At 72.2% G+C, this 24,081-nt stretch carries 25 protein-coding genes; 10 read left to right on the top strand and 15 right to left on the bottom strand.

Annotated features, from left to right (window positions below; translation table 11 throughout):
• Nucleotides 1-109 precede the first annotated feature (109 nt).
• Nucleotides 110-2,248: an acyl-CoA dehydrogenase gene (locus HQQ79_RS08770; protein WP_173033750.1), complete on the top strand. Its 2,139-nt coding sequence runs from the start codon at nt 110-112 to the stop codon at nt 2,246-2,248.
• A 90-nt stretch (nt 2,249-2,338) separates the two neighbouring features.
• Here HQQ79_RS08770 and csrA read toward each other — a convergent pair whose 3' ends face one another.
• From csrA to HQQ79_RS08705, 13 genes are all read right to left on the bottom strand, one after another.
• Entirely contained in the window at nt 2,339-2,617 is a 279-nt protein-coding gene (gene csrA, locus HQQ79_RS08765; protein WP_173033748.1) for a carbon storage regulator CsrA, read from the bottom strand.
• 4 nt (nt 2,618-2,621) lie between these two features.
• The gene (locus tag HQQ79_RS08760; RefSeq protein WP_173033746.1) at nt 2,622-3,587 is read right to left on the bottom strand and encodes a hypothetical protein; all 966 of its coding nucleotides are present in this window, start codon (nt 3,585-3,587) and stop codon (nt 2,622-2,624) included.
• Nucleotides 3,562-5,616: a flagellar biosynthesis protein FlhA gene (locus tag HQQ79_RS08755; RefSeq protein ID WP_173033744.1), complete on the bottom strand. Its 2,055-nt coding sequence runs from the start codon at nt 5,614-5,616 to the stop codon at nt 3,562-3,564. Before HQQ79_RS08755 ends, HQQ79_RS08760 begins: the two co-directional genes overlap by 26 nt.
• Nucleotides 5,613-6,806 (bottom strand): EscU/YscU/HrcU family type III secretion system export apparatus switch protein, encoded by a 1,194-nt coding sequence (locus tag HQQ79_RS08750; RefSeq protein WP_173033742.1) that lies wholly within the window; start codon nt 6,804-6,806, stop codon nt 5,613-5,615. Before HQQ79_RS08750 ends, HQQ79_RS08755 begins: the two co-directional genes overlap by 4 nt.
• A gap of 4 nt (nt 6,807-6,810) precedes the next feature.
• Entirely contained in the window at nt 6,811-7,569 is a 759-nt protein-coding gene (locus tag HQQ79_RS08745; RefSeq protein ID WP_173033740.1) for a flagellar biosynthetic protein FliR, read from the bottom strand.
• Entirely contained in the window at nt 7,569-7,844 is a 276-nt protein-coding gene (locus HQQ79_RS08740; protein WP_027465541.1) for a flagellar biosynthetic protein FliQ, read from the bottom strand. Before HQQ79_RS08740 ends, HQQ79_RS08745 begins: the two co-directional genes overlap by 1 nt.
• Nucleotides 7,845-7,853: 9 nt before the next feature.
• Entirely contained in the window at nt 7,854-8,690 is an 837-nt protein-coding gene (gene fliP, locus HQQ79_RS08735; protein WP_173033738.1) for a flagellar type III secretion system pore protein FliP, read from the bottom strand.
• A complete protein-coding gene (locus HQQ79_RS08730; protein WP_173033737.1) occupies nt 8,687-9,247 on the bottom strand; it encodes a flagellar biosynthetic protein FliO in 561 nt (186 codons plus the stop codon). The genes fliP and HQQ79_RS08730 overlap by 4 nt, the downstream gene beginning before the upstream one ends.
• A 9-nt stretch (nt 9,248-9,256) precedes the next feature.
• Nucleotides 9,257-9,961 (bottom strand): flagellar motor switch protein FliN, encoded by a 705-nt coding sequence (gene fliN, locus HQQ79_RS08725; protein WP_173033735.1) that lies wholly within the window; start codon nt 9,959-9,961, stop codon nt 9,257-9,259.
• On the bottom strand, nt 9,961-10,839 hold the full coding sequence (locus HQQ79_RS08720) for a flagellar motor switch protein FliM (protein WP_027465537.1): 879 nt from the start codon (nt 10,837-10,839) through the stop codon (nt 9,961-9,963). The genes fliN and HQQ79_RS08720 overlap by 1 nt, the downstream gene beginning before the upstream one ends.
• Before the next feature lie 143 nt (nt 10,840-10,982).
• Nucleotides 10,983-11,912 carry a flagellar motor protein MotB gene (locus HQQ79_RS08715; protein WP_173033733.1) on the bottom strand — a complete coding sequence of 310 codons (930 nt, stop codon included), beginning with the start codon at nt 11,910-11,912 and terminating at the stop codon, nt 10,983-10,985.
• Between the two features lie 2 nt (nt 11,913-11,914).
• Nucleotides 11,915-12,739, bottom strand: coding sequence for a motility protein A (locus HQQ79_RS08710; RefSeq protein WP_071244627.1), 825 nt, complete (start codon nt 12,737-12,739; stop codon nt 11,915-11,917).
• Between the two features lies 1 nt (nt 12,740).
• Nucleotides 12,741-13,043 carry a flagellar FlbD family protein gene (locus HQQ79_RS08705; protein WP_110863815.1) on the bottom strand — a complete coding sequence of 101 codons (303 nt, stop codon included), beginning with the start codon at nt 13,041-13,043 and terminating at the stop codon, nt 12,741-12,743.
• Nucleotides 13,044-13,171: 128 nt separating this feature from the next.
• Here HQQ79_RS08705 and HQQ79_RS08700 point away from each other — a divergent pair, with 128 nt between their 5' ends.
• The 5 genes from HQQ79_RS08700 (at nt 13,172) to HQQ79_RS08680 (ending at nt 17,255) form a co-directional block, all read left to right on the top strand.
• Nucleotides 13,172-14,251: a hypothetical protein gene (locus HQQ79_RS08700; RefSeq protein ID WP_173033731.1), complete on the top strand. Its 1,080-nt coding sequence runs from the start codon at nt 13,172-13,174 to the stop codon at nt 14,249-14,251.
• A gap of 109 nt (nt 14,252-14,360) precedes the next feature.
• Entirely contained in the window at nt 14,361-15,200 is an 840-nt protein-coding gene (locus HQQ79_RS08695) for a DUF4397 domain-containing protein (RefSeq protein WP_071403907.1), read from the top strand.
• A gap of 14 nt (nt 15,201-15,214) precedes the next feature.
• Nucleotides 15,215-15,847 (top strand): class F sortase, encoded by a 633-nt coding sequence (locus HQQ79_RS08690; protein ID WP_173033729.1) that lies wholly within the window; start codon nt 15,215-15,217, stop codon nt 15,845-15,847.
• 68 nt (nt 15,848-15,915) lie between these two features.
• Nucleotides 15,916-16,461: an RNA polymerase sigma factor gene (locus tag HQQ79_RS08685; protein WP_071244624.1), complete on the top strand. Its 546-nt coding sequence runs from the start codon at nt 15,916-15,918 to the stop codon at nt 16,459-16,461.
• Nucleotides 16,458-17,255 carry an anti-sigma factor gene (locus HQQ79_RS08680; protein ID WP_173033727.1) on the top strand — a complete coding sequence of 266 codons (798 nt, stop codon included), beginning with the start codon at nt 16,458-16,460 and terminating at the stop codon, nt 17,253-17,255. Before HQQ79_RS08685 ends, HQQ79_RS08680 begins: the two co-directional genes overlap by 4 nt.
• A 48-nt stretch (nt 17,256-17,303) precedes the next feature.
• Here HQQ79_RS08680 and HQQ79_RS08675 read toward each other — a convergent pair whose 3' ends face one another.
• Both HQQ79_RS08675 and HQQ79_RS08670 read right to left on the bottom strand, forming a co-directional pair.
• Nucleotides 17,304-17,924, bottom strand: coding sequence for a response regulator transcription factor (locus tag HQQ79_RS08675; protein WP_071244614.1), 621 nt, complete (start codon nt 17,922-17,924; stop codon nt 17,304-17,306).
• Nucleotides 17,921-19,099 carry a sensor histidine kinase gene (locus tag HQQ79_RS08670; RefSeq protein WP_173033726.1) on the bottom strand — a complete coding sequence of 393 codons (1,179 nt, stop codon included), beginning with the start codon at nt 19,097-19,099 and terminating at the stop codon, nt 17,921-17,923. Before HQQ79_RS08670 ends, HQQ79_RS08675 begins: the two co-directional genes overlap by 4 nt.
• Before the next feature lie 151 nt (nt 19,100-19,250).
• On the opposite strand from HQQ79_RS08670, the gene HQQ79_RS08665 reads away from it, so the two are divergent.
• The 4 genes from HQQ79_RS08665 to HQQ79_RS08650 all read left to right on the top strand — a co-directional run bounded on the left by HQQ79_RS08665 (nt 19,251) and on the right by HQQ79_RS08650 (nt 24,033).
• Complete coding sequence (locus HQQ79_RS08665; RefSeq protein WP_071244612.1) at nt 19,251-20,336, top strand: ABC transporter permease; 1,086 nt, start codon at nt 19,251-19,253, stop codon at nt 20,334-20,336.
• On the top strand, nt 20,333-21,007 hold the full coding sequence (locus tag HQQ79_RS08660; protein ID WP_173033724.1) for an ABC transporter ATP-binding protein: 675 nt from the start codon (nt 20,333-20,335) through the stop codon (nt 21,005-21,007). The genes HQQ79_RS08665 and HQQ79_RS08660 overlap by 4 nt, the downstream gene beginning before the upstream one ends.
• 108 nt (nt 21,008-21,115) lie before the next feature.
• Nucleotides 21,116-22,684, top strand: coding sequence for a UDP-N-acetylglucosamine 1-carboxyvinyltransferase (locus HQQ79_RS08655; protein WP_173033722.1), 1,569 nt, complete (start codon nt 21,116-21,118; stop codon nt 22,682-22,684).
• Nucleotides 22,685-22,899: 215 nt separating this feature from the next.
• A complete protein-coding gene (locus tag HQQ79_RS08650) occupies nt 22,900-24,033 on the top strand; it encodes a DUF475 domain-containing protein (RefSeq protein WP_173033720.1) in 1,134 nt (377 codons plus the stop codon).
• The last annotated feature ends 48 nt before the right edge of the window (nt 24,034-24,081 follow it).

Raw genomic sequence — 24,081 nt, 5'->3', positions numbered from 1 at the left:
ACCGACGACACGGGGTTGTGCGGCCCGCACGGCGTTCCCGCCACTGTCGGCACCGGTGTCTAGCGTGGACGGTGCAACACGGACACCGCAGTTCAGGAGGACTCCGCCCATGGTCGACACCGCACCCGCCCAGCGCACCACCCCCGCCAGCGGCAACGACACCGCGCCGGACGTCGACGCGCAGCACGCCGCGCCGAACGCGGACGCCGCCGGCGACCCGGCAGCGGGCACCCCGACCGCCGGCACGGACACCGACGTCCGCATCGACGTCGAGCTGGTGCAGGAGCTCCTGCTCGGACGCTGGGCCGAGGACCGCCGGATCTCCCGGCGGCTCGCGCTCGACCCCGCGATGCAGAAGATCGAGGGCCAGCCGATCCCCGAGCACCGGGCACGCGTGCTCGAGCAGCTCCGGACCCTGGTCGACGCCGGGGCGATCCAGCGTCCCTACCCCGCCGAGTTCGGCGGCCAGAGCAACCACGGCGGCAACCTGGCCGCGTTCGAGGAGCTCGTCACCGCCGACCCGTCGATGCAGATCAAGGCCGGGGTGCAGTGGGGGCTGTTCGGGTCCGCCGTGCACCACCTGGGCACCGAGGCGAACCACCGCGAGTTCCTGCCGGGCATCGTCTCGTTCGAGGTCCCCGGCTGCTTCGCGATGACCGAGACCGGCCACGGCTCGGACGTGCAGAGCATCGCCACGACGGCCACGTACGACCCCGCGACCGAGGAGTTCGAGATCCACACGCCGTTCCGCGGTGCGTGGAAGGACTACATCGGCAACGCTGCCCTGCACGGGCACGCCGCCGTCGTGTTCGCGAAGCTCGTGACCGCCGGTGTCGACCACGGCGTACACGCGTTCTACGTCCCGCTCCGCGACGCCGAGGGAGCGTTCCTGCCCGGCGTGAGCGGTGAGGACGACGGCCCCAAGGGCGGCCTGAACGGCATCGACAACGGCCGGCTCGCGTTCGACCACGTCCGGGTCCCCCGCACGAACCTGCTGAACCGCTACGGCGACGTCGCCGCGGACGGCACCTACTCGTCGCCGATCGCCTCGCCCGGCCGCCGGTTCTTCACGATGCTCGGCACCCTGGTGCAGGGCCGGGTGTCGCTCGACGGCGCCGCGGTCGTCGCGCAGAAGATCGCGCTGCAGATCGCCCTGACCTACGCGATGCAGCGCCGGCAGTTCCCCACCGGTGACGGCACCGAGGGTGTGCTGCTCGACTACGGCCGGCACCAGCGCCGTCTCATCCCGCGCCTGGCGACGGTGTTCGCACAGTCGTTCGCGCACGAGAAGCTCCTGCGCACCTTCGACGACGTCTTCAGCGGGCGGGAGGACACCCCGGAGCGCAGGGAGGACCTGGAGACCCAGGCCGCGGCGTTCAAGTCGATGTCGACCTGGTCGGCGCTCGACACCCTGCAGGAGGCCCGCGAGGCCTGCGGCGGTGCCGGGTTCCTCGCCGAGAACCGTCTGACCGGGCTCCGCGCCGACCTCGACGTCTACGTGACGTTCGAGGGCGACAACACCGTGCTGCTGCAGCTCGTCGGCAAGCGCCTGCTCACCGAGTTCCGTGCGAAGGCCCCGAAGGACCCGGCGTCCACCGCGAAGTTCGTGGCGGCCGTCGCGGCGTCGAAGCTGGCCGACGCGTCCGGCATCCGCCGCCTCGGCCAGACCGTGGCCGACCGCGGCTCGCTGGCCGCCAGCGTCGCCGACCTGCAGGACCCCCGCACGCAGCGCGAACTGCTCGCCGGACGGGTCGACACGATGGTCGCCGAGATCGGCATGCGCCTGGCGTCGGCCGGCAAGGACCGCGCCCGCGCCGCCCGACTCCTGAACCGCTCCCAGCACGAGCTCATCGAGGCGTCCAAGGCGCACGCCGAGCTCATGCAGTGGGACGCCTTCACCGAGGCGCTCGACGAGGTCACCGAGGGCGACACCCGACGCGTGCTGGTGTGGCTGCGCGACCTGTTCGCGCTCGGCCTGCTCGAGCAGCACCTGGACTGGTACCTGCTGCACGGCCGGCTGTCGGCGCAGCGTGCCCGTGCGGTGTCGGCGTACATCGACCGGCTCGTCGCCCGGGTCCGGCCGGTCGTGCCGCAGCTGATCGAGACCTTCGGCTACGAGCCCGGTCACGTCCGCGCGCCGATCGCTCTCGGTGCCGAGCAGGCCCGACAGGACGAGGCACGTGCCTGGTTCGCCGCCGAGGCCGCCGCCGGCCGCCTGCCCGAACAGGAGAAGAAGCCCCGTCCGTGACGGAGGTGCAGCCACGTCCGTGACGGACGTGCAGCGTCGTCAGTGACGGGCACGCGGCCGCGCCCGTGACGGGCGTGGCCGTGTCGGCCGCTAGGAGTCGGTCGGCTCCGGCGGAGCCTGGCCGTCCGCGGCAGCCCCGCCACGCGCCCCGAGCGCCGCGCGCAGCTGCGCCTCGGCGTCGTCACCGGCAGCGGCGGCCTCGGCGTTCGCCTCGGCGACCGCACGCACGACCTCTTCGCGCTGGATCTTCACGCCGCGCGGGGCGTCGATGCCGATCCGGACGCCGTCGCCCCGGGAGTCGAGCACCGTGATGACGATGTCGTCGCCGACGAGGATCCGCTCGCCGACCTTCCGCGTGAGTACCAGCACCCGTTCAGCCTAGCGACACGACGGGGAGCCCCAGCAGGTCCACCGACCCGGGCGTGGCGGTCTCCCCCGCACCGATCGCCACGACGCCGACCACGGGCAGTCGCGAGGCCACCGCGGACACCATCGCGGCCGAGTCCGCGGGCTTCCGCCCGACGTCGACGACGACCCACACCTGGTCGGCCTGCAGCGCGTCGCTGGTCGCCCGGTCGTCCCACGCGGCGACGGCGAGCACGGCGTGCCCGTCGCGGACACCGTCGGCCCGCGCCAGGATCGCCGCACGGCGGTCGGCGGCGTCCGTCGGCCGGAGCGCGTGCCGCACCGCGAAGAGCCCGGCGGCCGCGTCGACGTCGTTCGGTCGCCCGACCAGGAGCACCAGGTCACCGTCCGCGGACCGCACGGCCGGGGCGGTGGGCCGGCCCACCGGTGCCGGCGAGGGCGCGTCGAGGACGCGGGACGGGCCTCCCGACCGGGTCTCGACGACCGGCTGCGCGACGGCCACCGCCTGCGCGTCCGCCACCGTCTGCGCGTCGACGGCGGCCTGGAGGCGCGGGTCGACCCCGGTGGGCGCGTCCGGCTGGGACGGCGCACGCGTCGGGCGCGGGGCGCTCGGCGTGATCCCGTCCGCCTGGAACCCGTCGAGCACCGACGCGAAGGCGTCGGCCCGCGTCGCCCTGGTGCCGTCGGTGCCGGCGATGCGAGCCTCGGCCGCCTCGGCGTCGGCGAGCAGCGCGGCGATGCCGACGCGCTGCACGGGCGAGTCGGCGATGACGACCCGGGCGGTGGGCTGGTCCCCCGGTTCCGGCACCTCGACGGTGGCCTCGACGTGCGCCTTGCGGAACAGCCCGCCGAAACCCGGCGTGGTCACGCGTTCGGCCGCGACGATCCGCGCACCCGCGCCGAACTCGGTCCGGACCGCGTCGCGGAGGGACTCGAGCGTGGCGCCGCTACGCTGCAATCGGGTCGGCGGCACGGACCACTCCCACGGTCTCGATGGTGGAGCCCGCGGCGGTGGCCTCCTGGTACGACAGCACCGGGAGCCCGTTCGACTGGGCGGCGACCATGCGGTGCACGGCCGGGCGGAGCTGCGGGGCGCAGACCAGGACGGCGGAGAGCCCCTGGTCCTCCACGGAGCGCACGGCGTCGCGGACGGAGCCCAGGACGTGCTCGATGCGGTGCGCGTCGAGCACGATCTGGCTGCCCTGCTCGGACGGCCGGAGCCCCTCGAGCATCGACTGCTCGAGCATCGGGTCGATCATGATGACGCGCAGGGTGCCGGCGTCGGTGTGTCGGGCGGCGAGGGCCGGGCCGAGGGCCGCACGGGCGGACTCGACGAGCCCCTCGGGGTCGGTCGACACCTTGGCGCGGAGCGTGAGGGCCTCGCAGATCCGGCCGAGGTCGTTGATCGGCACGCGCTCGGCGAGCAGGCCCTGCAGCACCCGCTGCAGCTCGGCCATCGAGAGCATGCCGGGGACGAGTTCCTCGACCGCGGCGGGGTTGACCTGCTTGACGCCCTCGGTCAGGACCTTGACGTCCTCGCGGGTGAGCAGGCGCGCGGCGTTGTCGCCGATGACCGCCTGCAGGTGAGTGACGAGCACCGAGACCCGGTCGATCACGGTCGCGCCGGTCATCTCGGCGGCGTGCCGGAGCTCGGCGGGCACCCACTTGCCGGTCAGGCCGAACACCGGCTCGACGGTCGAGGTGCCGGGCAGCCCGTCCAGGTGGTCGCCGAGCGCCAGGACGCTGCGGGCGGGTGCGGTGCCCCGACCGGCCTCGACGCCGGCGATCCGGATGGCGTACGTCGACGGAGGCAGGTCGATCGAGTCGCGGGTGCGGACCGGCGGGACGACGATCCCCATGTCGATCGCGATCTTGCGGCGGAGGGCACGCACCCGGCCGAGCAGGTCGTCGGAGGCGCCGGAGACCATGTCGACCAGGTCGGGGGCGAGCAGGATCTCGAGGGCGTGCACGCGCATCTGCTCGAGCAGGTCCTCCGGGGTGTCGCCGGTCGGTGCCGCCGCCGCGAGTGCCTGCTGCTGGGCGGCGTCGGCCTCGGCCCGGGCGGCGTTCCGGCCGATGCGCCAGCCCGTGAAGAGCAGGGTCGCGCCGACGAGCAGGAAGGGCAGGATCGGCATGCCGGGGATGAACCCCATCGCGATCGCGGCGACGCCGGCGATCATCAGGGCGTTCCGCGACTGCGACAGCTGGGTCGCGGCCGAGGAACCCATCTCGGACTCGGCGCCGGACCGGGTGACGATCATGCCCGTCGACACCGCCATCAACAGCGCCGGGATCTGCGTGACCAGGCCGTCGCCGATCGTCAGGATGCCGTACTTCGACAGGGCGTCGGTGGCGGACAGCCCGTTCTGCAGCATGCCGATCGCGATGCCACCGATCAGGTTGATGATGATGATCAGGATGCCGGCGATCGCGTCACCCTTGACGAACTTCGACGCACCGTCCATCGCGCCGTAGAAGTCAGCCTCGGCGGACACCGCGGCGCGGCGCTCCTTGGCTTCCTGGTCGGTGATCAGCCCGGCGTTCAGGTCGGCGTCGATCGCCATCTGCTTGCCCGGCATCGCGTCGAGGGTGAAGCGTGCCCCGACCTCGGCGACGCGCTCAGCACCCTTCGTCACCACGACGAACTGGATGACGATGAGGATCAGGAAGATGACCGCGCCGATGATGATCGACCCGGAGACGGCGACGTGGCCGAACGCCTGGATGACGTCGCCGGCGAAGCCCTCGCCGAGCACCAGCCGGGTGGATGCGACGTTCAGGCCGAGCCGGAACAGCGTCGCGACGAGCAGCAGGGACGGGAACACCGAGAAGTCGAGCGGCTTCTTCACGAACAGCGTCGTGAGCAGGATCACCAGCGCCAGCAGGATGTTGATGATGATCAGGAAGTCGAGCAGGAACGACGGCACCGGCAGGATCAGCAGCAGGATGATGCCGACGATGAACACCGGGACGACGAGCTTCGGCAGGTCCTTGCGGTTCATGCGGGGAGTCCTTCGGTCTGGTTCTCTGCGGTGCGCGGTGTGCGGAGCCTGCGGGGGCGGAGGTCCCCGGTCAGGGTGGCGGGGTCGATGACGCTCGCGACCTCGTCCGGGCTGGTCGGCCGCGGCGGCGCGTGCGTGCCGGCCGCGGTGCCGCGCGCCTTGAGCGCCATCACGAAGGACAGGACGCGGGCCACGGGCGTGTACAGGTCGACGGGGATCTCGTGCCCGAGCTCGCACGTGGCGTGCAGAGCCCGGGTGAGCGGGACGTCGCGGACGATCGGCACCCGCTCTTCCTCCGCACGGGCGCGGATCACGTCGGCGACCGGGCCGGCCCCCTTCGCCACCACCCGGGGCGCGGACTTCCCCGGCTCGTACCTGATCGCGACGGCGTAGTGGGTCGGGTTCGTCATCACGACGTCCGCGGTGCCGATGGCCTGGATCATCCGGTTGCGGCTCATCGCGAGCTGACGGGAGCGGCGCTGCGACTTCACCAGCGGGTCGCCGTCGCTCCGCTTGTTCTCGTCCTTGACCTCGCGCTTGGTCATCATCGTGCGCTTCCGGTTGCGGCGGATCACCACGAACACGTCGAGGGCTGCGAGGACGAGCCCGGCGACGATCGCGGCGCGCAGCAGGGTGCCGGACCCGGCGGCGGCGGCCTCGAGCACGGCCGACAGCGGCAGCGAGCCGCTCGTCATCAGGACCGGCATGAGCCCCTGCACCGCGAACCACAGGACGAGCCCGACGACGGCGGTCTTCAGCAGCGCCTTCGCCCCGTTCCAGAGCGCCTGGGTGCCGAACACGCGCTTCAGTCCGGCGATCGGATCGAAGTGGTCGGGCTGCGGCGTCATCTTGCGGAAGTGCACCCCGCCCTGGGTGACGGCGGCGGCGAGCACCGCGACCGCGACGACCGCGAGCATCGGGCCGAGGGTCGCACCCATCGAACCGAGGGCATCGGCGAGCAGGGCCTGCACGGCACCGAGCTCGGGGTCCTCGATGACGCGCTGCACGGCGAGGAGCTGGTCCTGTCCGGCGGCCGCGGCGTTGCCGATCGCGGCCGGGATCATGAGCGCCGCGACGGCGATCCCGATCCACGCGCCGAGGTCCTGCGAGCGACCGATCTGGCCCTTCTCGTGGACCTCGCGCATCCGCTGCTGGGTTGCCTGTTCGGAACGTTCTCCGCTGTCGGACACGTCGTCACCCCCGTCCCGTGATCGCCTCGACGGCGTCGCCGGTCAGCGACGACACCACCGAGGGCAGGGCCATGAAGAGCGCGCCGGCGAACAGGACGGTCAGGCCGATCTTGATCGGGAAGCCCATCTGGAACGCATTGAGCGCCGGTGCCACACGGGTCAGCAGCCCGAGGCCCACGTCGGCCAGGAAGAGCACGACGACGAGCGGACCGGCGATCTGCAGGGTGGCGAGGAACATCTGCGACATCGCGGTCACGAGCATCGACGCGAGCCCGTCCACCGCGAAGGTGCCGGTGAGCGGCACGGCGTCGAACGACCGCACCAGGCCGCCGACGATGAGCTGGTAGCCGCCCGAGGTGAAGAGCAGCGCGAGCGCGGTCATCTGGAACAGGCGGGTGAACTGGGCGCCGTTGACCTGGGACTGCGGGTCGAACGCCTGCGCGAGCGTGAACCCGCCGAACAGGTCGATGAGCGCACCCGCCGACTGCACGGCGGCGAACACCAGGAACACCAGGAACCCGAGGGACAGCCCGACGACGAGCTGGGTGAGCAGGGCGAGCAGGAACGGCCCCGTGTCGAGCGACTCGTAGCTGACGGCGACGCGCGGGGCCACGCCGATGGCGAGCCCCAGCCCGAGGATCACCTTGACCGTACCGGGGAACGCCCGGTACGAGAACGGCGGCGCGATGACGAAGAACGCGACGAGCCGGACGCCGGCGAGCATGGTCGCCTCCAGACGGTCGGCGTCGATGCTGAGCTCCATCAACCGGCCCCGAGCAGCTTCGGGATCATGTCGAAGGCGACGTGCGTGAACGCGATCATCTCCGAGATCATCCAGTTGCCGCAGACCACCAGGGCGATCGCGACGGCGACCGCCTTCGGCACGAACGAGAGCGTGACCTCCTGGATCTGCGTCACCGACTGGAAGAGCGAGATCGCGAAGCCGACGACGAGCGAGGTGATGAGCACCGGGGCGGCGAGCTTGCCGGACACCAGGAGCGCCTGGAGCACGAGGTCGATGACGGCCTGCTGGTTCATGCGTGCCCCCTAGACAACGTGGTAGCTCTCGATGAGCGACGTGATGATGAGGCCCCAGCCGTCGACCAGCACGAAGAGCAGGATCTTGAACGGCAGCGAGATCATGACCGGCGGGAGCATCATCATGCCCATCGACATCAGGGCCGCGGAGACGACGAGGTCGATCACCAGGAACGGAATGAAAATGACGAACCCGATGATGAACGCGCTGCGGAGCTCCGAGATGATGAACGCCGGGATCACCGTCGTCATCGGCACGTCCGCCATCGACTTCGGGTTGTCCAGCCCGGCGGCTCGGGTGATCAGGGCGACGTCCTCGTCGCGGGTCTGGTGGAGCATGAAGGTCCGCAGGGGCTTCGTGCCGATCTCGACGGCCTGGTTGAAGTCGAGGTGCCCGGCCAGGTAGGGCTGCAGGGCGTCGTCGTTGATGTGCCCGAGCACCGGCGCCATCACGAACAGCGACAGGAACAGTGCCAGTCCGGCGATCACCTGGTTCGGCGGGATCGACTGCAGCCCGAGCGCGTTCCGGGTCATCGCGAGCACGACGAAGATCTTCGTGAACGACGTCATCATGAGCATCAGCGCGGGCGCGACGCTCAGCAGCGTGATGCCGATGAGCGTCACCACGGCCGACGACGGGGTGCCGTCCGGGCCGTTCACGCTGACGCTGAAGTCACCGGTCGCGGGGGCGGTCGGGGTCGCCGGGGCGGTGGGTTCGACGACACCGGCGGCGTGCGCACCGGTCGTCGTGAGCATCAGGAACCCGGCCACGACCGCCAGGACGAGCAGGACGAGGGCGACGAGTCGACCCGACCGTGCCAGCCGGTGCGGCCCTGCCGCGCTCACCCGGCCCGCCGGTTCCGCAGCGCGGCCGCGGCCTGGCGCCAGGTGTCGACCGACAGGATCGAGCCCTGCAGCTGCTGTGTGCTCGGCACGGCGCGCTGCGGGCGACGGTTGCGCGGGCGCATCGGCAGCGGCGCGCCGGCACTGGTCGCGTCGGTCGCCCAGGTCACGTCGTCCGTGCCTGCCGGGAGGCCCGTGGTGGCGTCCGACTGCTGCGCGAGTTCCCGACCGAACGCGTCGGCCGACGGGGCGGGACGCACCGGCAGTGCCACCGGTCCGGTCACGATGGTGAGTTCCGGCGCGGGCGCCTGCCCGCTGGTGAGCAGGTTGACCCCGTGCTCGGACACGCCGAGGACGAGCCGCTCCCCCTCGACGTCGACCACGACGACGCTCGCCTTGCCGCCGATGCCCTGCCGACCGACGACCTCGACGGTCGCGGCACGACGGCCCGACGGCTTGCCCGAGAAGCGCTTGCGGCTCGCGCGGTGCAGCACCCACATGAGGGCGAGCACGACGCCGAGCGAGAGCGCGACGCGGAGGGTGACGACGAGGGTGTCCACGTGCGGATCTCAGACGCTCTCGGCGACGTCGAGGATGCGGGTGATCCGGACCGCGTAGTCCTGGTCGACGACGACGACCTCGCCGTGCGCGATGAGGCGGCCGTTCAGCAGGACGTCGGCGGGGGCGCCGGCACTGCGGTCGAGCTCGACGACGGCGCCGGGCTCCATGCCGAGCACGTCGCGGACCGACATCCGGGTGCGGCCGATCTCGACCGTCAGGGTCATCTCGACGTTGTTGATCCGGCCGAGGTTGCCGGCGGGCAGGTTCGCCACGACGGGCGCCGACACCGTGCCGTTCTCGCGGACCCGGATGCCGAACCACCCGGCGGGCAGGCCACCGGCAGCCAGTTCGAACACGACGGTGTCCGGGTCGGCCAGCAGCGACGCGGCCGACTCGCGGTTCGCCTCGCCGAGCACCCCGACGCCGAGGACCGAGGCCGCGGCCTCGAGCGACGGACGCAGCACGTCCGTGACGGCCACGATGCCGTGGTCGGTGCCTCCGGCGGCCGTGATCGCCTCGAGGTCGGTGAGCACGAGCGCCAGGTCGGCCGACAGGCCGCCGACGAACGAGGCGACCACGGCGTCCGTCGCCGCGTCGAGCACGACCGGTGTCGCGCCTCCAGGCAGGAGCACCGCGGTCAAGGGGGCGGCCGTCGGGAGCTGCGCCGCGAGCGACTCGGCCGCTGCGGTGTGGAGGGTGGTCGTTTCGGTCATCAGTGCTGCTCCGTGCTCGTGGTGGTGACGACGATGCCGGCGAGGCGCGAGCCGTTCGCGCCGACCGCGGCGGTGCCGACGGGTTCGCCGTCGACCGCGATGGTGAGGGGCCGGTGCTGCGGGTGCGGCAGCGGCAGGACGTCGCCGACGGCGAGCCGCAGGACCTGCGTCGGCAGGACCGCGGCCGGGGCGAAGCGCAGGCTGACGCCCACGGGCACGCTCTCGAGCTGCGCGTCGAGCAGGGCTCGGGCGTCGGCCGGCGACACGTGCGCTGCGGCCTCGCCGAGCTGCGGCAGGACGGCCTCGGCCGGCAGGGCCAGCGTGCCGGGGGCGATGCGGTCGCCGACCCGGATCGAGAACGAGGCGACGATCATCAGGTCGCCCTTCTGCGCGGCCTGGGCGAACTGGCTGTTGAACTGGAACCCGCCGACCGCGACGTCCTGCGCGAGCAGCCCGCCGAACGAGTAGCGGAGGTCGTCCAGGGCGTCCTCGACGATCTTGCGGACCAGGGCCTGCTCGATGGGCGTGAAGGTGCGGTCCGGCGTCGGCAGCGGCTTCGAGGCGCCCAGTGCGTGCGACACCCACGTGAGCGCAGCGTCGAGCGGGACCTGCAGCACGCCCTTCGGGGTCAGGCCGGTGATCGGCAGCAGCACCATGCCGGTGAGCGCGGGCAGCGACGCGGCGTACTCGTCGTACGTCGTCATCTCCACCTGCTCGCAGGTGACCTGGCTGACCGCGCGGACCTTCGCCGTCAGCTGCGTGCCCCACTGGCGCGCGAACGTCTCGAAGGCGAGCTCGAGGACCCGGGCGTGCTCACGGGCCAGCGTCGACGGGCGCGCGAAGTCGTACACCTCGGGCGCTGGCAGGGTCTCGGTCACGGGTGCGTCTATCGGTCACCTGTGGGGCACCCGTCAGTGCTGTACCCCGTAGTGGGGCGGTGGCGTCAGCGCTGGTGCACTCCGCGCGGTGCGTGCCTCAGCCCTGCTGCGCTCCGTGTCCCGGCCCCGCTGCGCTCGGTGTCTCAGCCCTGCTGCGCTCCGTCCTGTGCCTTCGCCAGCGCCGGCATCAGCGCGCTGACGTCCTGGTCGGCGTTCGACAGCACCACGATGTCGACCCGCCGGTTCAGGGCGAGGTCCCGGTCCGTGCCGCCCTTCGCCAGTGGCCGGCTCGACCCGAACCCGACGCTCTGCACGTGCTCGCCGGGCATCCCGCCCCGCTCGACCAGGTCGCGCAGGACCCCGGTCGCCCGCGCTGCGCTGAGCTCCCAGTTGGTGGCGTACGGCGCGGTCGAGTTCCGCTGGTCGGCGTGCCCCTCGACGCTGACGTCGTGGTCGGAGGTCTTCAGCACCGGCGCGATGGCGTCCATGATCGACCGCGCCTGGTCGGACAGGTCCGCGCTGTTCGTGCCGAAGTACGTCTCGCTGCCGATCAACCGGACGATCAGGCCGCGGGCGTCCACGGTGAACTGGACGTTCTCGGTCTGGCCCGCCTTCGCCAGGTTGTGCTGGATCGCACGCTCGAGCTTCGTCAGGTCGTCGAGCTCGCGCTTCGCCTCGGCGAGGTCCTGCTTCGTCGCCGTCGTCGGCACCACCGTCGACGCGGGGTCGACGTTGGTGTCCTTCGTGCCCGACGATGCGGTCGAGTGGTCGGCCTGGGACTTGTCCGTCGAGTAGCCGGATCCGTCCTCGACCTGGTCCTTCGTCACGACGGTGCCGCTCGCGGTGTCGATCTTCTGCGAGTCGACCTCGCCGAAGCCGGTGGCGAGCGACTGCTTCAGCTGGATGTACTTCTCCTGGTCGACGGTGGACATCGCGAAGAGCACGAGGAACATGCACATCAGCACCGTGATCATGTCCATGTACGACGCCATCCAGCGCTCGTCGGGGTGCTCGGCCTCGTCGTGGGACTTCTTCGCGCGACCGCGGCCGCGGCCCCGGGGGTTGGCGCTCACGGTCAGGCCGCCAGCTGCTGGTCGTCGGCCGCGTCGGCCTTCTTGCCGGCCTTGCCGGCCTTGCCACCCGTGTCGGCGCGGGCAGCGGGCGGGACCATGGCCTTCAGCCGCTCACCGAGCAGGCGGGGCTGGCTGCCGGCCTGCACCGCGAGCAGCCCCTCCATCAGGAGCGTCTGGCGGTCCGACTCGAGCTGGGCGAGTTTGCGGAGCTTGCCGCCGATCGGCAGCCACATGAAGTTCGCGGTCAGCAGACCCCACAGGGTGGCGACGAACGCGCTGGCGATCAGCGGTCCGAGCTCGTCGGGCTTGCCGAGGTTGGCGAGCACGTGGGTCAGCGAGACCACGGTGCCGATGATGCCGACGGTCGGGGCGAAGCCGCCGAGGCCCATGAAGAACGCACTCGCGCTCCGGGTCGGGGCCGCGTTCGACTCGATCTCGTCCTCGAGCAGGATCCGCAGCTCGTCGCCGTCGGTGCCGTCCGCGATGTTCTGCAGCGCCTTCTTCATGAACGGGTCGTCGTGCTTGTCTGCCTCCTGCTCGAGGGCGAGCAGGCCGTTGGCGCGGGCGGTCTCGGCGAGCCCGACGACGTCGTCGATGACCGACGCCGGCGGGGTGACCTTGCCGGTGAACGCCTTCGGGACCGCCTTGAAGCTGGCGATCGCGTCCTTCAGCGTGGTGCTGGCGATGCCGCAGCCGATGGTGGCGCCGAACACGAGCAGCATCGGGGCGGGCAGGAAGAGTCCACCGAGCTCGACGTGCTCCATCTGGACCATGCCGAACAGGGCGCCGAAGGCGAGCAGGATGCCGACGATCGTTGCGATGTCCACGTCAGCGACCCCCGTCCAGCGCGCGGCCGTGCTGCGTGGAGCGGAGTGCGGCGACCGGGGCGAGCGTGGGCTGCGGGCCGGTGTTCGTGCTCGAGCGGGGGGCCTGGTCGGTGCCGTAGGCCATCCCGACGATGCGGGCGCGGTACGCGGCGATCAGGTCGATGACGTCGGCCATCGACTCCCGCACGATGTACTTCGCGCCGTCGACCATGATGAGCGTCGTGTCCGGCGTCTCCTGGATGCGCTCCACGAGATCGGGGTTCACAGCGAATCCGCTGCCGTTCAGTCGTGTGACGACGATCATGGCCCGTCCTGGTTCTCGATCGTCCCGCCGCCGTCCGTGGGGCGGGATGCGGGCCCGTCCGTGGGCCTGCACGGAGGACTATCGGCGGGTGCGACGGGTGCGTTAGCGGCCATCACTAGCCTGGTTCGGTGATCGATGCCTCGGACCTGCTCGCCCACCCGCGTGGCCGGCGCTTCTGCCTGGAGCTCGTCAGCGGTGTCCAGGACCCCGACGACCCGGCCGCCCTACAACTCGGCGACCTGCTCTTCTGGGCGGAGCACCACCTCGGCGTCGAACGCGGCGACGACCGAACGCTCTTCGGCATCGGTGGTGCGGTCGAACCCGATCCGGCTCCGAACCTGGCAGCGGTGGCGAGCGCACTCGCGGCGGTGTCCCTGCCGTCCGTGGGCGAGGACGACGTCGTGGTCGCACTCGAGTCGACTGCGGAGAGCGCGCTGTGGTGGCAGCAGCCCGATGCGCTGGACGCGCTCCTCGCTCGGACGGAACTGCTGGCCGCGCTTCGGCGGCTCGCTCGGTGGGCGGTCGACAGCCCGGTCGTGCGCCGGCTCTCCGACCCGCAGGGCGGAGCATGGAGCGTCGAGTTCGACGAGGGCGACCAGCCCCGTCGTCCGAGCGCGGAGGCGGCACTGGCCGACTGGGCGCTGGAGCTGCGGGACGAGATCTCCGAGGGAAGTCCGGGGACCGGCAGCGGGGTGTGGTGGACGACGCCGCCGTGGCCGCTCGCGCAGCACACGCGAGCGCCGTTCCCGTCCGCCGGTCCGCTGGCGCTCTGGGCGGTCGAGGACTCCTTCGGGCAGGAACGCGCCGTCGTCTCGGCGGTGCCGGCCGATGCCACGGCGCGCGTGTGCACCGTCGACGGTCCCGCCGACTGGGCCGCGCTGTGCCGGCGCTGGCCGCTCGACGTGACGGGGACGACCCGACGGAACGACTGGCCCGTGGCGACCGGACGGCAGGGCGACTGGGTGCTGCCGGACTGGTCCGCGGTGGCCACCGAGTACGACGTCGTGCACCTGACCGTCGCGGGCTGGTTCCGCACTTCCGGGCTCACCGTGCCGGTCGACGGCAGCCGCGCGAGCGTCGTCGCCGGGTGGACGCCGGACTCCGCGTACCGGCTCACCGACCTGGGAGCCGGGGACGAGGCCGTCACGGGCGATCCGGAGACCTGGTCGCGTCCGGGCAACGCAGGGGTCTGGCGCCGTCTCAGCTGATCCCCAGGAAATCGCTGCATCCGATCGGGGTGCTCCGGCGGTAGTGGGGGTACGACGTCGAGGACGACGTCGTCCGCACCGGCCCGGACAGGCCCGAAGGAGACACGTCATGCGCAAGACACTCGCCACCGGCCTCAGCGCCGGTGTCCTGTTCGCCGCCGCCGCGGCCGTACTGCCCGCGACCGCTGCGACCGCCGCCACCGGCGAGGCGACGCTCTCGGTCCTCCACGCCGTGCCGGACGTCACCGTCGACGTCTACCTCGACGGCGAACGTGCCATCGACGACTTCACCCCGGGCACCCTCGCCGGCCCCATGATGGTGCCGGCCGGTGCACACCAGCTCGCGATCACCGCCTCGGACGCCACCGACGCATCGAAGCCGATCATCGGCCCGGCGGACGTCTCGTTCGACGCCGGCGGCAACTACACCGCCGTCGCCCACGACGCCACGGACGGGTCACCCACCGCCACGGTGTTCACCAACGACACCTCGGCCGTCGCGGCCGGCCAGGGACGCCTGGTCGTCCGGCACGTCGCCGCCGCACCGGCCGTCGACGTCCTCGCCGGCGGGAAGGCCGTCGTGTCGAACCTGTCGAACCCCGACGAGCAGGCACTCGAGCTGCCGGCCGGCACCGTGTCCGCGACCGTCGCCGCCACCGGGACCACCGACCCCGTGATCGGCCCGGCGGACGTTGCGGTCACCGCGGGCTCGTCGACCATCGTCTACGCCTGGGGCAGCCTGGACGACGACAACCTCGCCCTCGCCACGCAGACGATCGCGGACCTCGGTGGCACGCCGAACGGCGTCCCTGCCGGGAACGCCGGTCTCGTGGCCACGAACGACCAGGACCCCCTGCCCCTGGTCGGCGCAGCGGCGGCCGCACTGGCCGCCGCTGCCGCGATCGGGGCCGTGGTGCTCCGCCGCCGGCACGCGGCGACCCGCCGCTGAACGTGCCACGCCCCGTGCGGTCCGCCACGGTGACGCTCGTCGTCGCCGTGGCGGCCTCCGCCCTGACCGGGTGCTCGTCGGCCGGGACCACCCCCGGCGGGCAGCCGTCCGTCCTGATGACCACCGCCCCCACACCGGTCCCGTCGGCGTTCTCGACCGAGGTGCCGCAGCAGGCCGCCACGATCCCCCCGGTCCGGGACGCCCCCGCCCCGACCACCATCACCGTCGACCACGCCGGTATCAGCGCGCCGATCCGTCCGGAGGGGGTCGACGAGGACGGCGCGATGGCGCTCCCGCCCGACCCGGCCACCGCGGGCTGGTACCGGTTCGGTGCCGCACCGTCGTCCACCGAGGGCACCGTCGTCATCGCGGCCCACGTCGACGCGGTCGGCTACGGCATCGGTCCGTTCTCCCGCCTCGGCGACACCCCGTCCGGCACCCGGGTCACCCTGACCGACGCGGACGGTGCCGAGACCGCGTGGCGGATCGACTCCGTCAGCATGCTCGAGAAGCAGGGACTCCCCTGGGGTGAGGTGTTCCGTGACGACGGGCCCCGACGGCTCGTCCTGGTGACCTGCGGCGGGACGTTCGACGCAGCCACCGGACACTACGAGAGCAACCTCGTCGTCACCGCGGTCCCCGCCTGACCGTGGCGACGATCCGCCCCCTACGATCGGACCGTGGTCGACGACGACCGCGCCAGCGACAGGAAGACGTGACGACCATCCTCCCGGACGACAGCGAGCTCTCTGACGCGTTCCGCGCCGGGGGCGAGCACGCCCTGCGAGCCGTCTACGAGCGGTGGTCGTCGCTCGTGTACTCGCTGGCCCTGCGCGCCCTGGCCGACCCGGCCGCCGCGGAGGACGTCACGCAGCAGGTCTTCGTGAAGGCCTGGCAGCGCAGCACGAGCTACGACCCCGGCCGCGCCCCGCTCGGCGCGTGGCTGGTCGGCATCACCCGGAACTGCATCGCCGACGCGCAGAACGAGCGCCGTCGGCACGCCAGCGCCGCCGACCCGGACGTGGTCGAGGAGACCACCCCGGCGCCGGAACCGGCCTTCGACCTGGCCGAACGCGCACTGGTCGCCGGAGAGCTCGAGCGGCTCGACGAGGTCCCACGGCGCGTGATGCGACTGGCGTTCTACGACGACCTCAGCCATCGTGAGATCGCCGAACGGCTCGAACTGCCGCTGGGCACCGTCAAGAGCCACATCCACCGAAGTCTGGCTCGGCTCCGAACACGTCTGGAGGTGATCGAATGAAGCACGTCGACGACGAGACGCTGGCGATGCTCGCGGTCTCCGACCAGGTCGCGACCGACGACGTCGCCGAGCACCTGGCGTCCTGCGACCGGTGCCGCGACGAGGTGGCCGCGCTGCAGCGGGTCGCCGCGGTGACCCGGGCGTCCGAGGACGTCACGCTGGCCGCGCCCCCGGAGCACGTGTGGGACCGGATCGCGGCCGAGATCGCCCGGACGCCGCAGCAGGCCGCGGCGCCGGCGACCGAACCCGGCCGAGCGGCCGAACGCGCGTCCGGCGGGACCCGGTCTGGCGCCCAGCACCACGCCGTGGCCCGCCGACCCCGATCCCGTCCCCGTCGTCGCCGAGCCCTCGCCATCGCGATCGCCGGCGTCGGTGTCCTGGCCGTCGTCCTCGGCATCGGTGTGGCGTCGGGGATCGTCCCCGGACTCCCCCGCGGCGACACCGAGACCGTCCTGGCGAACACCGAGCTCGCAGCGCTGCCCGGTTGGTCGGGGACGACCGGCCGCGCCGAACTCGAACGTGACCAGGACGGCCGGGTGACCCTGCTCGTCGACCTGCACGGAGAGCGCGGTCGCTCCGGCACCGGTCCGCTGCGCGAAGTCTGGATGATGCGGTCGGACCTCGGCGGACTGGTGAGCGTCGGCTACCTCGACGGCGACCAGGGCCGCTTCACGGTGCCCGACGGCGTCGACACCGCGGAGTTCCCGGTCGTGGACGTCTCGGCCGAGGCCGACGACGGTGATCCGGCGCACTCCGGTGACTCGATCGTCCGGGGCACCCTGACCGATCCCTGAGCGGTGCGATGCCCTGGTGTCCGCGAGCGGGAAGTACCGTCAGCTCCGTCAGCGGAGGATGCCGAGCGCCCGGGCCTCGGACACCGCGGCGGTCCGGGATCCGACGCCGAGCTTGGAGAACACGTGGACCAGGTGTGACTTCACGGTGGCGTCGGTGATGTGCAGGCGTGCTGCCACGTCGACGTTCGAGGCGCCCTCGGCGACGAGCCGGAGGACCTCGATCTCGCGAGCGGACAGACTGACCCGTGGCGCACGCATCCGTGCCATCAGGCGGCTGGCGACCGCCGGCGCGAGGGCGCTCTCACCGGCGGCTGCGGCGCGCACCGCGGCGAGCAGTTCGTCGGGTGGCGTGTCCTTGAGCAGGTACCCGCTGGCCCCCGCTTCGACGGCGCCCAGGATGTCGCCGTCGCTGTCGTAGTTGGTGAGGACGAGGACGTACGGCGCGGCGTCGGTCGAACGGATCTGCCGGGTGGCGTCGGCACCGGTGCGGTCCTGCCCGAACTGCAGGTCCATGAGCACGAGGTCGGGGTCCAAGGACGACACGAGCGCTGCGGCTTCGTCGGGTGTCGCGGCTTCCCCGACGACGTCGATGTCGACCGCCCCGTCGAGGAGTGCGCGCAGGCCGGCGCGGACGACGGGGTGGTCATCCGCGATGACGAGTCGGATCACGGGCCGCCGACCTCCACGGTCGCGGTGATGGTGGTGCCGTTCCCGGGTGCGCTGTCGATGGTGAGACGGCCACCCAGCTGGTCGACACGTTCACCCATCGCGCGGAGCCCGAATGCGTCGGACGTGCCGGAGCGGGTGCCGACACGGTCAGGGTCGAAGCCGCAGCCGTCGTCCTGCACCCGCAGGGACGCGTGCGTCGCGCTGACGTCGAGGTTGATGTCGACGGTCGTGGCACCGGCGTGCTGGGCGACGTTCGCGACGGCCCCCTGGGCGATGCGCAGCAGAGCGGTCTGCACGTCCATCGTCAACTCCGACGCTTCGGGTGCGGCCGTCACGGTGATGCCGAGCCCCTCGCGGTGCCACTGGTCGCTGAGGCGGCGCAGTGCCGCGGGGAGGCCGGCATCGAGGGACGGCGGTGCGAGCTCCCGGATGAAGCGCCGCGTGTCGGCGAGGCCGTCGGCCGCTGTGGCGCGTGCGAGGCGGATGTGCTCGATGCCCGGCCGGCTGCCGTCGGCTGCTTCGGCGGCGTGGAGGAGCATCTGGATGCTGGAGAGGTCCTGCGCGACGGTGTCGTGGATCTCGCGTGCCAGGCGGGCGCGTTCGGTGAGGACGCCCTGCTGCCGTTCGGTCGCGGCGAGTCGGTCGCGGGTGGCGAGGAGTTCTGCCAGCAGCGCCTCCCGCTCGACGGACTCGCGGGCGAGCGCCCGGTAGCCGAGGCCGATGAGCAACGCGACCCCGGCACCGACGAGGGGCCCGATCACCCCGCCCACGGTGAAGCCGCCGTGCAGGCCCAGGGCGACGACCGCGATCAGGGTCGCTGCGACCACGGCGGCCGGCCCGACGATCCGGGGCAGGACGTGCAGGTAGAGGAAGAACAACGGGAACACCAGGTACGCCGCTTCCGGCACCAGGACGAGCAACGCCACCCACACGACGGTCAAGGCGGTGATCCAGGCCGCTCCCACCACGGCTCGGCGTGCCTCCGGCGCGGCGGCGACACCGGCACCGAGCAGGTACAGGACCGCGAACCCGGCCACCAGGGCGATCGCCGCCCACATGGTCGGGTCGCGGACGACGAGGACCCGGACGACGACGAGTGCGACGAGCGCGGCGAACAGCACGTGCAGTCCGGTGCGGAGCCCGACGAACACGGGCGTGAGGGTGCTGTGTGCCATGTCCGTTGCAGCGTACGGCGGCCACGACCCACCGGACATCAACCAGAAGTTGGACGAGAGCAGTCAACCTCCCGGCGATGGCACCTGGACCCACGACGGCGAGGCTCGTCTGGACGGCAGGGAGCGCCCCTGCCGTCGGGAAGGAACCATCGTGTTCGTCGCTTGGCGCGACCTCCGATCCGCCCGTGGCAGGTTCGTGCTCATCGGGTCCGTGGTGTCGTTGATCACCCTCCTCGTCGGCTTCCTCGCTGGCCTGACCGGCGGCCTCGCCGCGCAGAACGTGTCCGCGGTCCTCGGCCTCCCCGGGAACCGGCTCGTCCTGCAGGGGCCCTCGACCGGGCAACCATCGTTCTCGCAGTCGACGATCGACGCCGCGACGGTGTCCGCGTGGCGGGAGTCCTCCGGCGTCGAGCAGGTCACGCCGATCGGGATCGCACAGGGGCGCGCCGCTGTGCACGCCGAAGCCGCACCAGCGGTCGCCGTCGCCCTGTTCGGCGTCCCACGGGGAGCCCCCGCGTCGACGGTCACCGACCTGGCTCCGAGGTCCGACGACACGGTGGGTCTGTCCGCCGGCGCAGCGAAGGACCTCGACGTCGCCGTCGGGGACGCCGTCACGATCACCGGGACGACCTACCGGGTCGCCACCGTCGGCGGAGACGCCTGGTACAGCCACACCCCCGTCGTCGCGCTCTCCCCGACGGCGTGGGCGTCGACCGACCGGCGCCTCGGCGGGGACGGCGAAGCGACCGTGCTCGCCGTCTCCGGAACGCCGGACTGGGGCAGCACGGCGGACCGCACGCGCACCGTCGCCGTGTCACCGCTCGCCAGCCTCACCGCGATCGAGACGTTCAAGTCGGAGGTCGGGTCCCTCGGACTCATGATCGTGATGCTCTTCGGTGTCTCCGCGCTCGTCGTCGGGGCGTTCTTCACCGTGTGGACGCTGCAGCGTGCCGACGACATCGCCGTCCTGAAGGCCCTCGGCGCCTCCGACGCGTCGCTCGTGGGCGATGCCCTCGGCCAGGCACTCGTCGTCCTGGCCGCGGGCGTCGGGGTCGGGATCGGTCTCGTGTCGGTCCTGGGGACGCTCGCGAACGGTGTCCTGCCGTTCCTGCTCAGCCCGCTCACCACGCTGCTGCCGGCCGCCGTGATGGTCGTCCTCGGCTTGGCCGGTGCCGCCGTCGCACTCCGCACCGTCACCAAGGCCGACCCCCTCACCGCACTCGGGAGCAACCGATGATCACCCTCGACGACGTCACCCTCACCTTTCCTGACGGCGACTCCCGCATCACCGCAGTGGACCGCGTGTCCCTGACCGCTCCGAGCGGGGTCGTCACGGGCATCACCGGGCCCTCCGGCTCCGGGAAGTCCTCACTCCTCGCGGTCGCGGCGACCCTGATCCGCCCGGACTCCGGGCACGTGTGGATCAACGACGTCGACGCAGCGACCCTGAGCCGGAACGAGGCGACGACGCTCCGCCGCGACCAGGTCGGCATTGTCTTCCAGCAGTCGAACCTCATCGAGTCGCTCACCGCTCGGGAACAGCTGCTCGTCATGGCGGAGCTCGGCGGCGGCCGCCGAGACCGGACCGCGGTGCGCACCCGTGCCGATGCCCTGCTGGCAGCGGTCGGTCTGGCCGAGCACCGCGGCAAGCGTCCCGCGCAGCTCTCCGGCGGCCAGCGGCAACGGGTCGCCATCGCCCGCGCCCTGGTGAACACCCCGTCCGTCCTGCTCGTCGACGAACCCACCAGCGCGCTCGACCAGGAGCGAGGTGCCGACATCATGGCGCTGATCGCGCGCCTCACGCACGAGCAGGGCACGGCGACGATGCTCGTCACGCACGATCTCGTCCACCGCGACGCGCTCGACCGCCTGGTCACCGTCGTCGACGGCCGCCTGACCGATGCCTGAGCGTTCGTCCCCCGAAATTCCCAACTGTGACGTATTCGAGACCTCAGGACGCGCAACGGGTGTCGATCTTCCATCGGTTTATCTCATGAGCGTGTTAGCGTGGCGCGCATGACCGACACCACCACCGTCGTCTCGCCGTCATCTCCGGCGACCGCAGCACCCCTCCGTGAGGTCGGCGCCCTGATCCGGGGCGCCCGCAAGGGCCGCAGCATGACGCAGGCCCAGCTCGCCGAACGCGTCGGCACCAGCCAGAGCGCGATCAACCGCATCGAGCAGGGTGGGCAGAACCTGTCCCTCGAGATGCTCACCCGCATCAGCGACGCCCTCGACCAGCAGATCGTCTCGATCGGCGGCGCCCCGCAACGCGCCCACCTGCGCGTGCAGGGCGGCCGGAAGCTCAGCGGCTCCATCGCGGTGAACTCGAGCAAGAACGCCGCCGTGGCGCTGCTCTGCGCCTCGCTGCTCAACCGCGGCGTGACCCGTCTGCACAAGGTCGCCCGGATCGTCGAGGTCGACCGCATCATCGACGTGCTCCGCAGCCTCGGCGCGAGCGTCACCTGGTCGGAGGACGGCGAGACCCTCGAGATCGTCGCCCCCGACGACCTGCACCTCGACGCGATCGACGCCGACGCCGCCCGCCGCACCCGCAGCGTGCTCATGTTCCTCGGCCCGCTCAGCGGCCGGTACGAGTCCTTCCGGCTGCCCTACGCCGGCGGCTGCGACCTCGGCACCCGCACGGTCGAGCCGCACCTCATCGCGCTGCGTCCGTTCGGCGTGGACGTCGAGGCGACCTCCGGCTGGTACGAGGTCGACGTCGCGAACCAGGCCGTCCCCACCAAGTCGGTCGTGCTCACCGAGCGCGGCGACACCGTGACCGAGAACGCGATCCTGGCCGCCGCGGCCCGCGACGGCGAGACCGTCATCCGGAACGCCAGCCCCAACTACATGGTGCAGGACCTCTGCTTCTTCCTCGAGCTGCTCGGGGTGCAGATCGAGGGCATCGGCACCACCACGCTCCGCATCACCGGCAAGAGCAAGATCGACGAGGTCGTGGACTACTGGCCGAGCGAGGACCCGGTCGAGGCGATGAGTCTGCTGACCGCCGGCATCGTCACCGCGTCGACCCTCACCGTGACGCGTGCGCCGATCGAGTTCCTCGAGATCGAGCTCGCGACCCTGGCCGAGATGGGCCTGCGCTTCGACGTCAGCGAGGAGTACCCCGCCGCCAACGGCCGTACCCGCCTCGTCGACATCACGGTGCACCCGTCCGAGCTGCACGCGCCGATCGACAAGATCCACGCGATGCCGTTCCCCGGCCTGAACATCGACAACCTGCCGTTCTTCGTCGTCATCGCGGCCATGGCCGAGGGCACCACGCTCGTGCACGACTGGGTCTACGAGGGCCGGGCGATCCACCTGCTCGACCTCACCCGCCTGGGCGCGAGCGTCACCCTGCGTGACCCGCACCGCCTCGACGTCACCGGCCCGACGCACTTCTCGGGTGCCGAGATCAGCTGCCCGCCGGCGCTGCGGCCCGCCGTGGTGATCCTGCTGGCGATGCTCGCGGCGAAGGGCGAGAGCGTCCTGCGCAACGTCGGCATCATCGCCCGTGGCTACGAGCAGCTGCAGGAGCGTCTCAACTCGCTCGGCGCGTCCATCGAGACGTTCCACGACTGACGCTGAACCCGACGCAAAACACCGGTGTTCGCCGGTTGAACACGCGCAGACCGCGGTTCAACACGCGAACACCGGTGTTTTGCGTTTCCCCCGACCGGCCCGTCCCCGCAAGTGGGGACGGGCCGTCACCCGAGTGGCGGGGTCCCCACGGGCCTCCAGGCCGATGCCCAGGAGCGCTCCATGCGCCGCCCAGGCCGACCGTGCTGGATGGGCAGATGGCCACGAGATCACTCCTGACCGTCCCCCTGCTCATCACCGTCGCGGCCGCCGCGGCGGCCTGGCTGGTGCTCGGCCCCGCCGCAGCGCTCGCCTTCGTGGCCCTCGCGTTCCTCGAGATCGCGATGGCCGCGGACTCGTCCGTGCCGATGGCCGGCATCGCCGGCCGACTGCACTCCCCCGCCCGGCGGCTGTTCCTGTCGCTCGGCATCGTCGCGGGCGTGCTCGCGATGCGCCTGCTCCTGCCGCCGGCCGCCGTCGCGGTCGGCGACGCGACCGACCCGGCGAGCTCGGTGGAGGAAGCCGTCTTCGCACCCGGCTCGTTCTCCGCGCACCTGGCCGAGGTGCGTCCCGCCCTCGCCGCCTTCGGCGCCGCGTTCATCTGGCAGGTCTTCGCCGAGTACCTGTTCAACACCGACCGCGCGTCCCGCAGGTCGTGGCTGGGCAGCCTGGAGGCGCGGCTCGCCTCCGTCGCGCGACCCCGCGTCTGGTCGCTGGTCACCGCTCTGACCGGGGTCGTGGTGACCTCCGTGCTCGTCGGGTCGCGTTCCGGGTGGGCCGCCGGTGCGCTGCTGCCGGTCGCGCTCGGCGGGGTGGCCGGCATCGCCGCGTACCTCGTGTCGAAGCGGACCGCGGCGTGGGCGCTGCGCAGCGGCCCCGTCGGCGGCGGGTCGGACACGGCGTCGATCGGGGTCGGCCGCGGAGCCTGGCGCATCCACCTGTACGCGTCGACCGTCGTGTTCGAGCGGGGGCTCGTCGTGTTCATGCTGTTCGAGATCGTCGACGGCGTGTACAGCCTGTCGGGGTCCGGGCCGCTCGGATCGGACGGGCTCGGGGCCCTCGAGCAGGCCGCCGTCGCCATCGGGGCGATCGGGGTGGGCGCGGTGTCCCTGGCCCGCCTGACCTCGCGGGTCGACCAGGCTGCGGGGCTCAAGCGGCTGCGGTACCTGAAGGCCGGGGCGGCGTACGTGCTCGGGGTGCTGTCGGTGCTGCTGTGGGCGAGTCTGCTCGTGCCGATCCCGGGCGTCGTCGTGGGGTGGTTCGGGACCGTCGTGATCGGGTCGGCGCTGGTGAGCTCCCTGCCGTGGCGCGCGTGGTGGCGGCGGGTGGTGCGGCGGCCGCGGGCGGTGTGATGCGGCGGCTCGTGACGCGTCGTGCGGGTGTGGTGCGGCGCGTCGTCC

This window comes from Curtobacterium sp. VKM Ac-2852, from assembly GCF_013205045.1.
Taxonomy (GTDB): Bacteria; Actinomycetota; Actinomycetes; order Actinomycetales; family Microbacteriaceae; genus Curtobacterium; species Curtobacterium flaccumfaciens.
The sequence above is the reverse complement of the archived record's forward strand: the minus strand, read 5'-3'. Positions and strand labels throughout refer to the sequence as shown.

What these genes read in the sequence shown, in the direction of transcription:
- HQQ79_RS08770 (WP_173033750.1), top strand. Translation starts at nt 110, where the DNA reads ATGGTCGACACCGCACCCGCCCAGCGCACCACCCCCGCCAGCGGCAAC.
- HQQ79_RS08660 (WP_173033724.1), top strand. Translation starts at nt 20,333, where the DNA reads ATGATCACCCTCGACGACGTCACCCTCACCTTTCCTGACGGCGACTCC.
- HQQ79_RS08745 (WP_173033740.1), bottom strand. Translation starts at nt 7,569, where the DNA reads ATGGAGCTCAGCATCGACGCCGACCGTCTGGAGGCGACCATGCTCGCC.
- HQQ79_RS08740 (WP_027465541.1), bottom strand. Translation starts at nt 7,844, where the DNA reads ATGAACCAGCAGGCCGTCATCGACCTCGTGCTCCAGGCGCTCCTGGTG.
- HQQ79_RS08755 (WP_173033744.1), bottom strand. Translation starts at nt 5,616, where the DNA reads ATGAACCGCAAGGACCTGCCGAAGCTCGTCGTCCCGGTGTTCATCGTC.
- HQQ79_RS08650 (WP_173033720.1), top strand. Translation starts at nt 22,900, where the DNA reads ATGGCCACGAGATCACTCCTGACCGTCCCCCTGCTCATCACCGTCGCG.
- HQQ79_RS08705 (WP_110863815.1), bottom strand. Translation starts at nt 13,043, where the DNA reads ATGATCGTCGTCACACGACTGAACGGCAGCGGATTCGCTGTGAACCCC.
- HQQ79_RS08670 (WP_173033726.1), bottom strand. Translation starts at nt 19,099, where the DNA reads ATGGCACACAGCACCCTCACGCCCGTGTTCGTCGGGCTCCGCACCGGA.
- fliN (WP_173033735.1), bottom strand. Translation starts at nt 9,961, where the DNA reads ATGACCGAAACGACCACCCTCCACACCGCAGCGGCCGAGTCGCTCGCG.
- HQQ79_RS08695 (WP_071403907.1), top strand. Translation starts at nt 14,361, where the DNA reads ATGCGCAAGACACTCGCCACCGGCCTCAGCGCCGGTGTCCTGTTCGCC.
- HQQ79_RS08680 (WP_173033727.1), top strand. Translation starts at nt 16,458, where the DNA reads ATGAAGCACGTCGACGACGAGACGCTGGCGATGCTCGCGGTCTCCGAC.
- HQQ79_RS08655 (WP_173033722.1), top strand. Translation starts at nt 21,116, where the DNA reads ATGACCGACACCACCACCGTCGTCTCGCCGTCATCTCCGGCGACCGCA.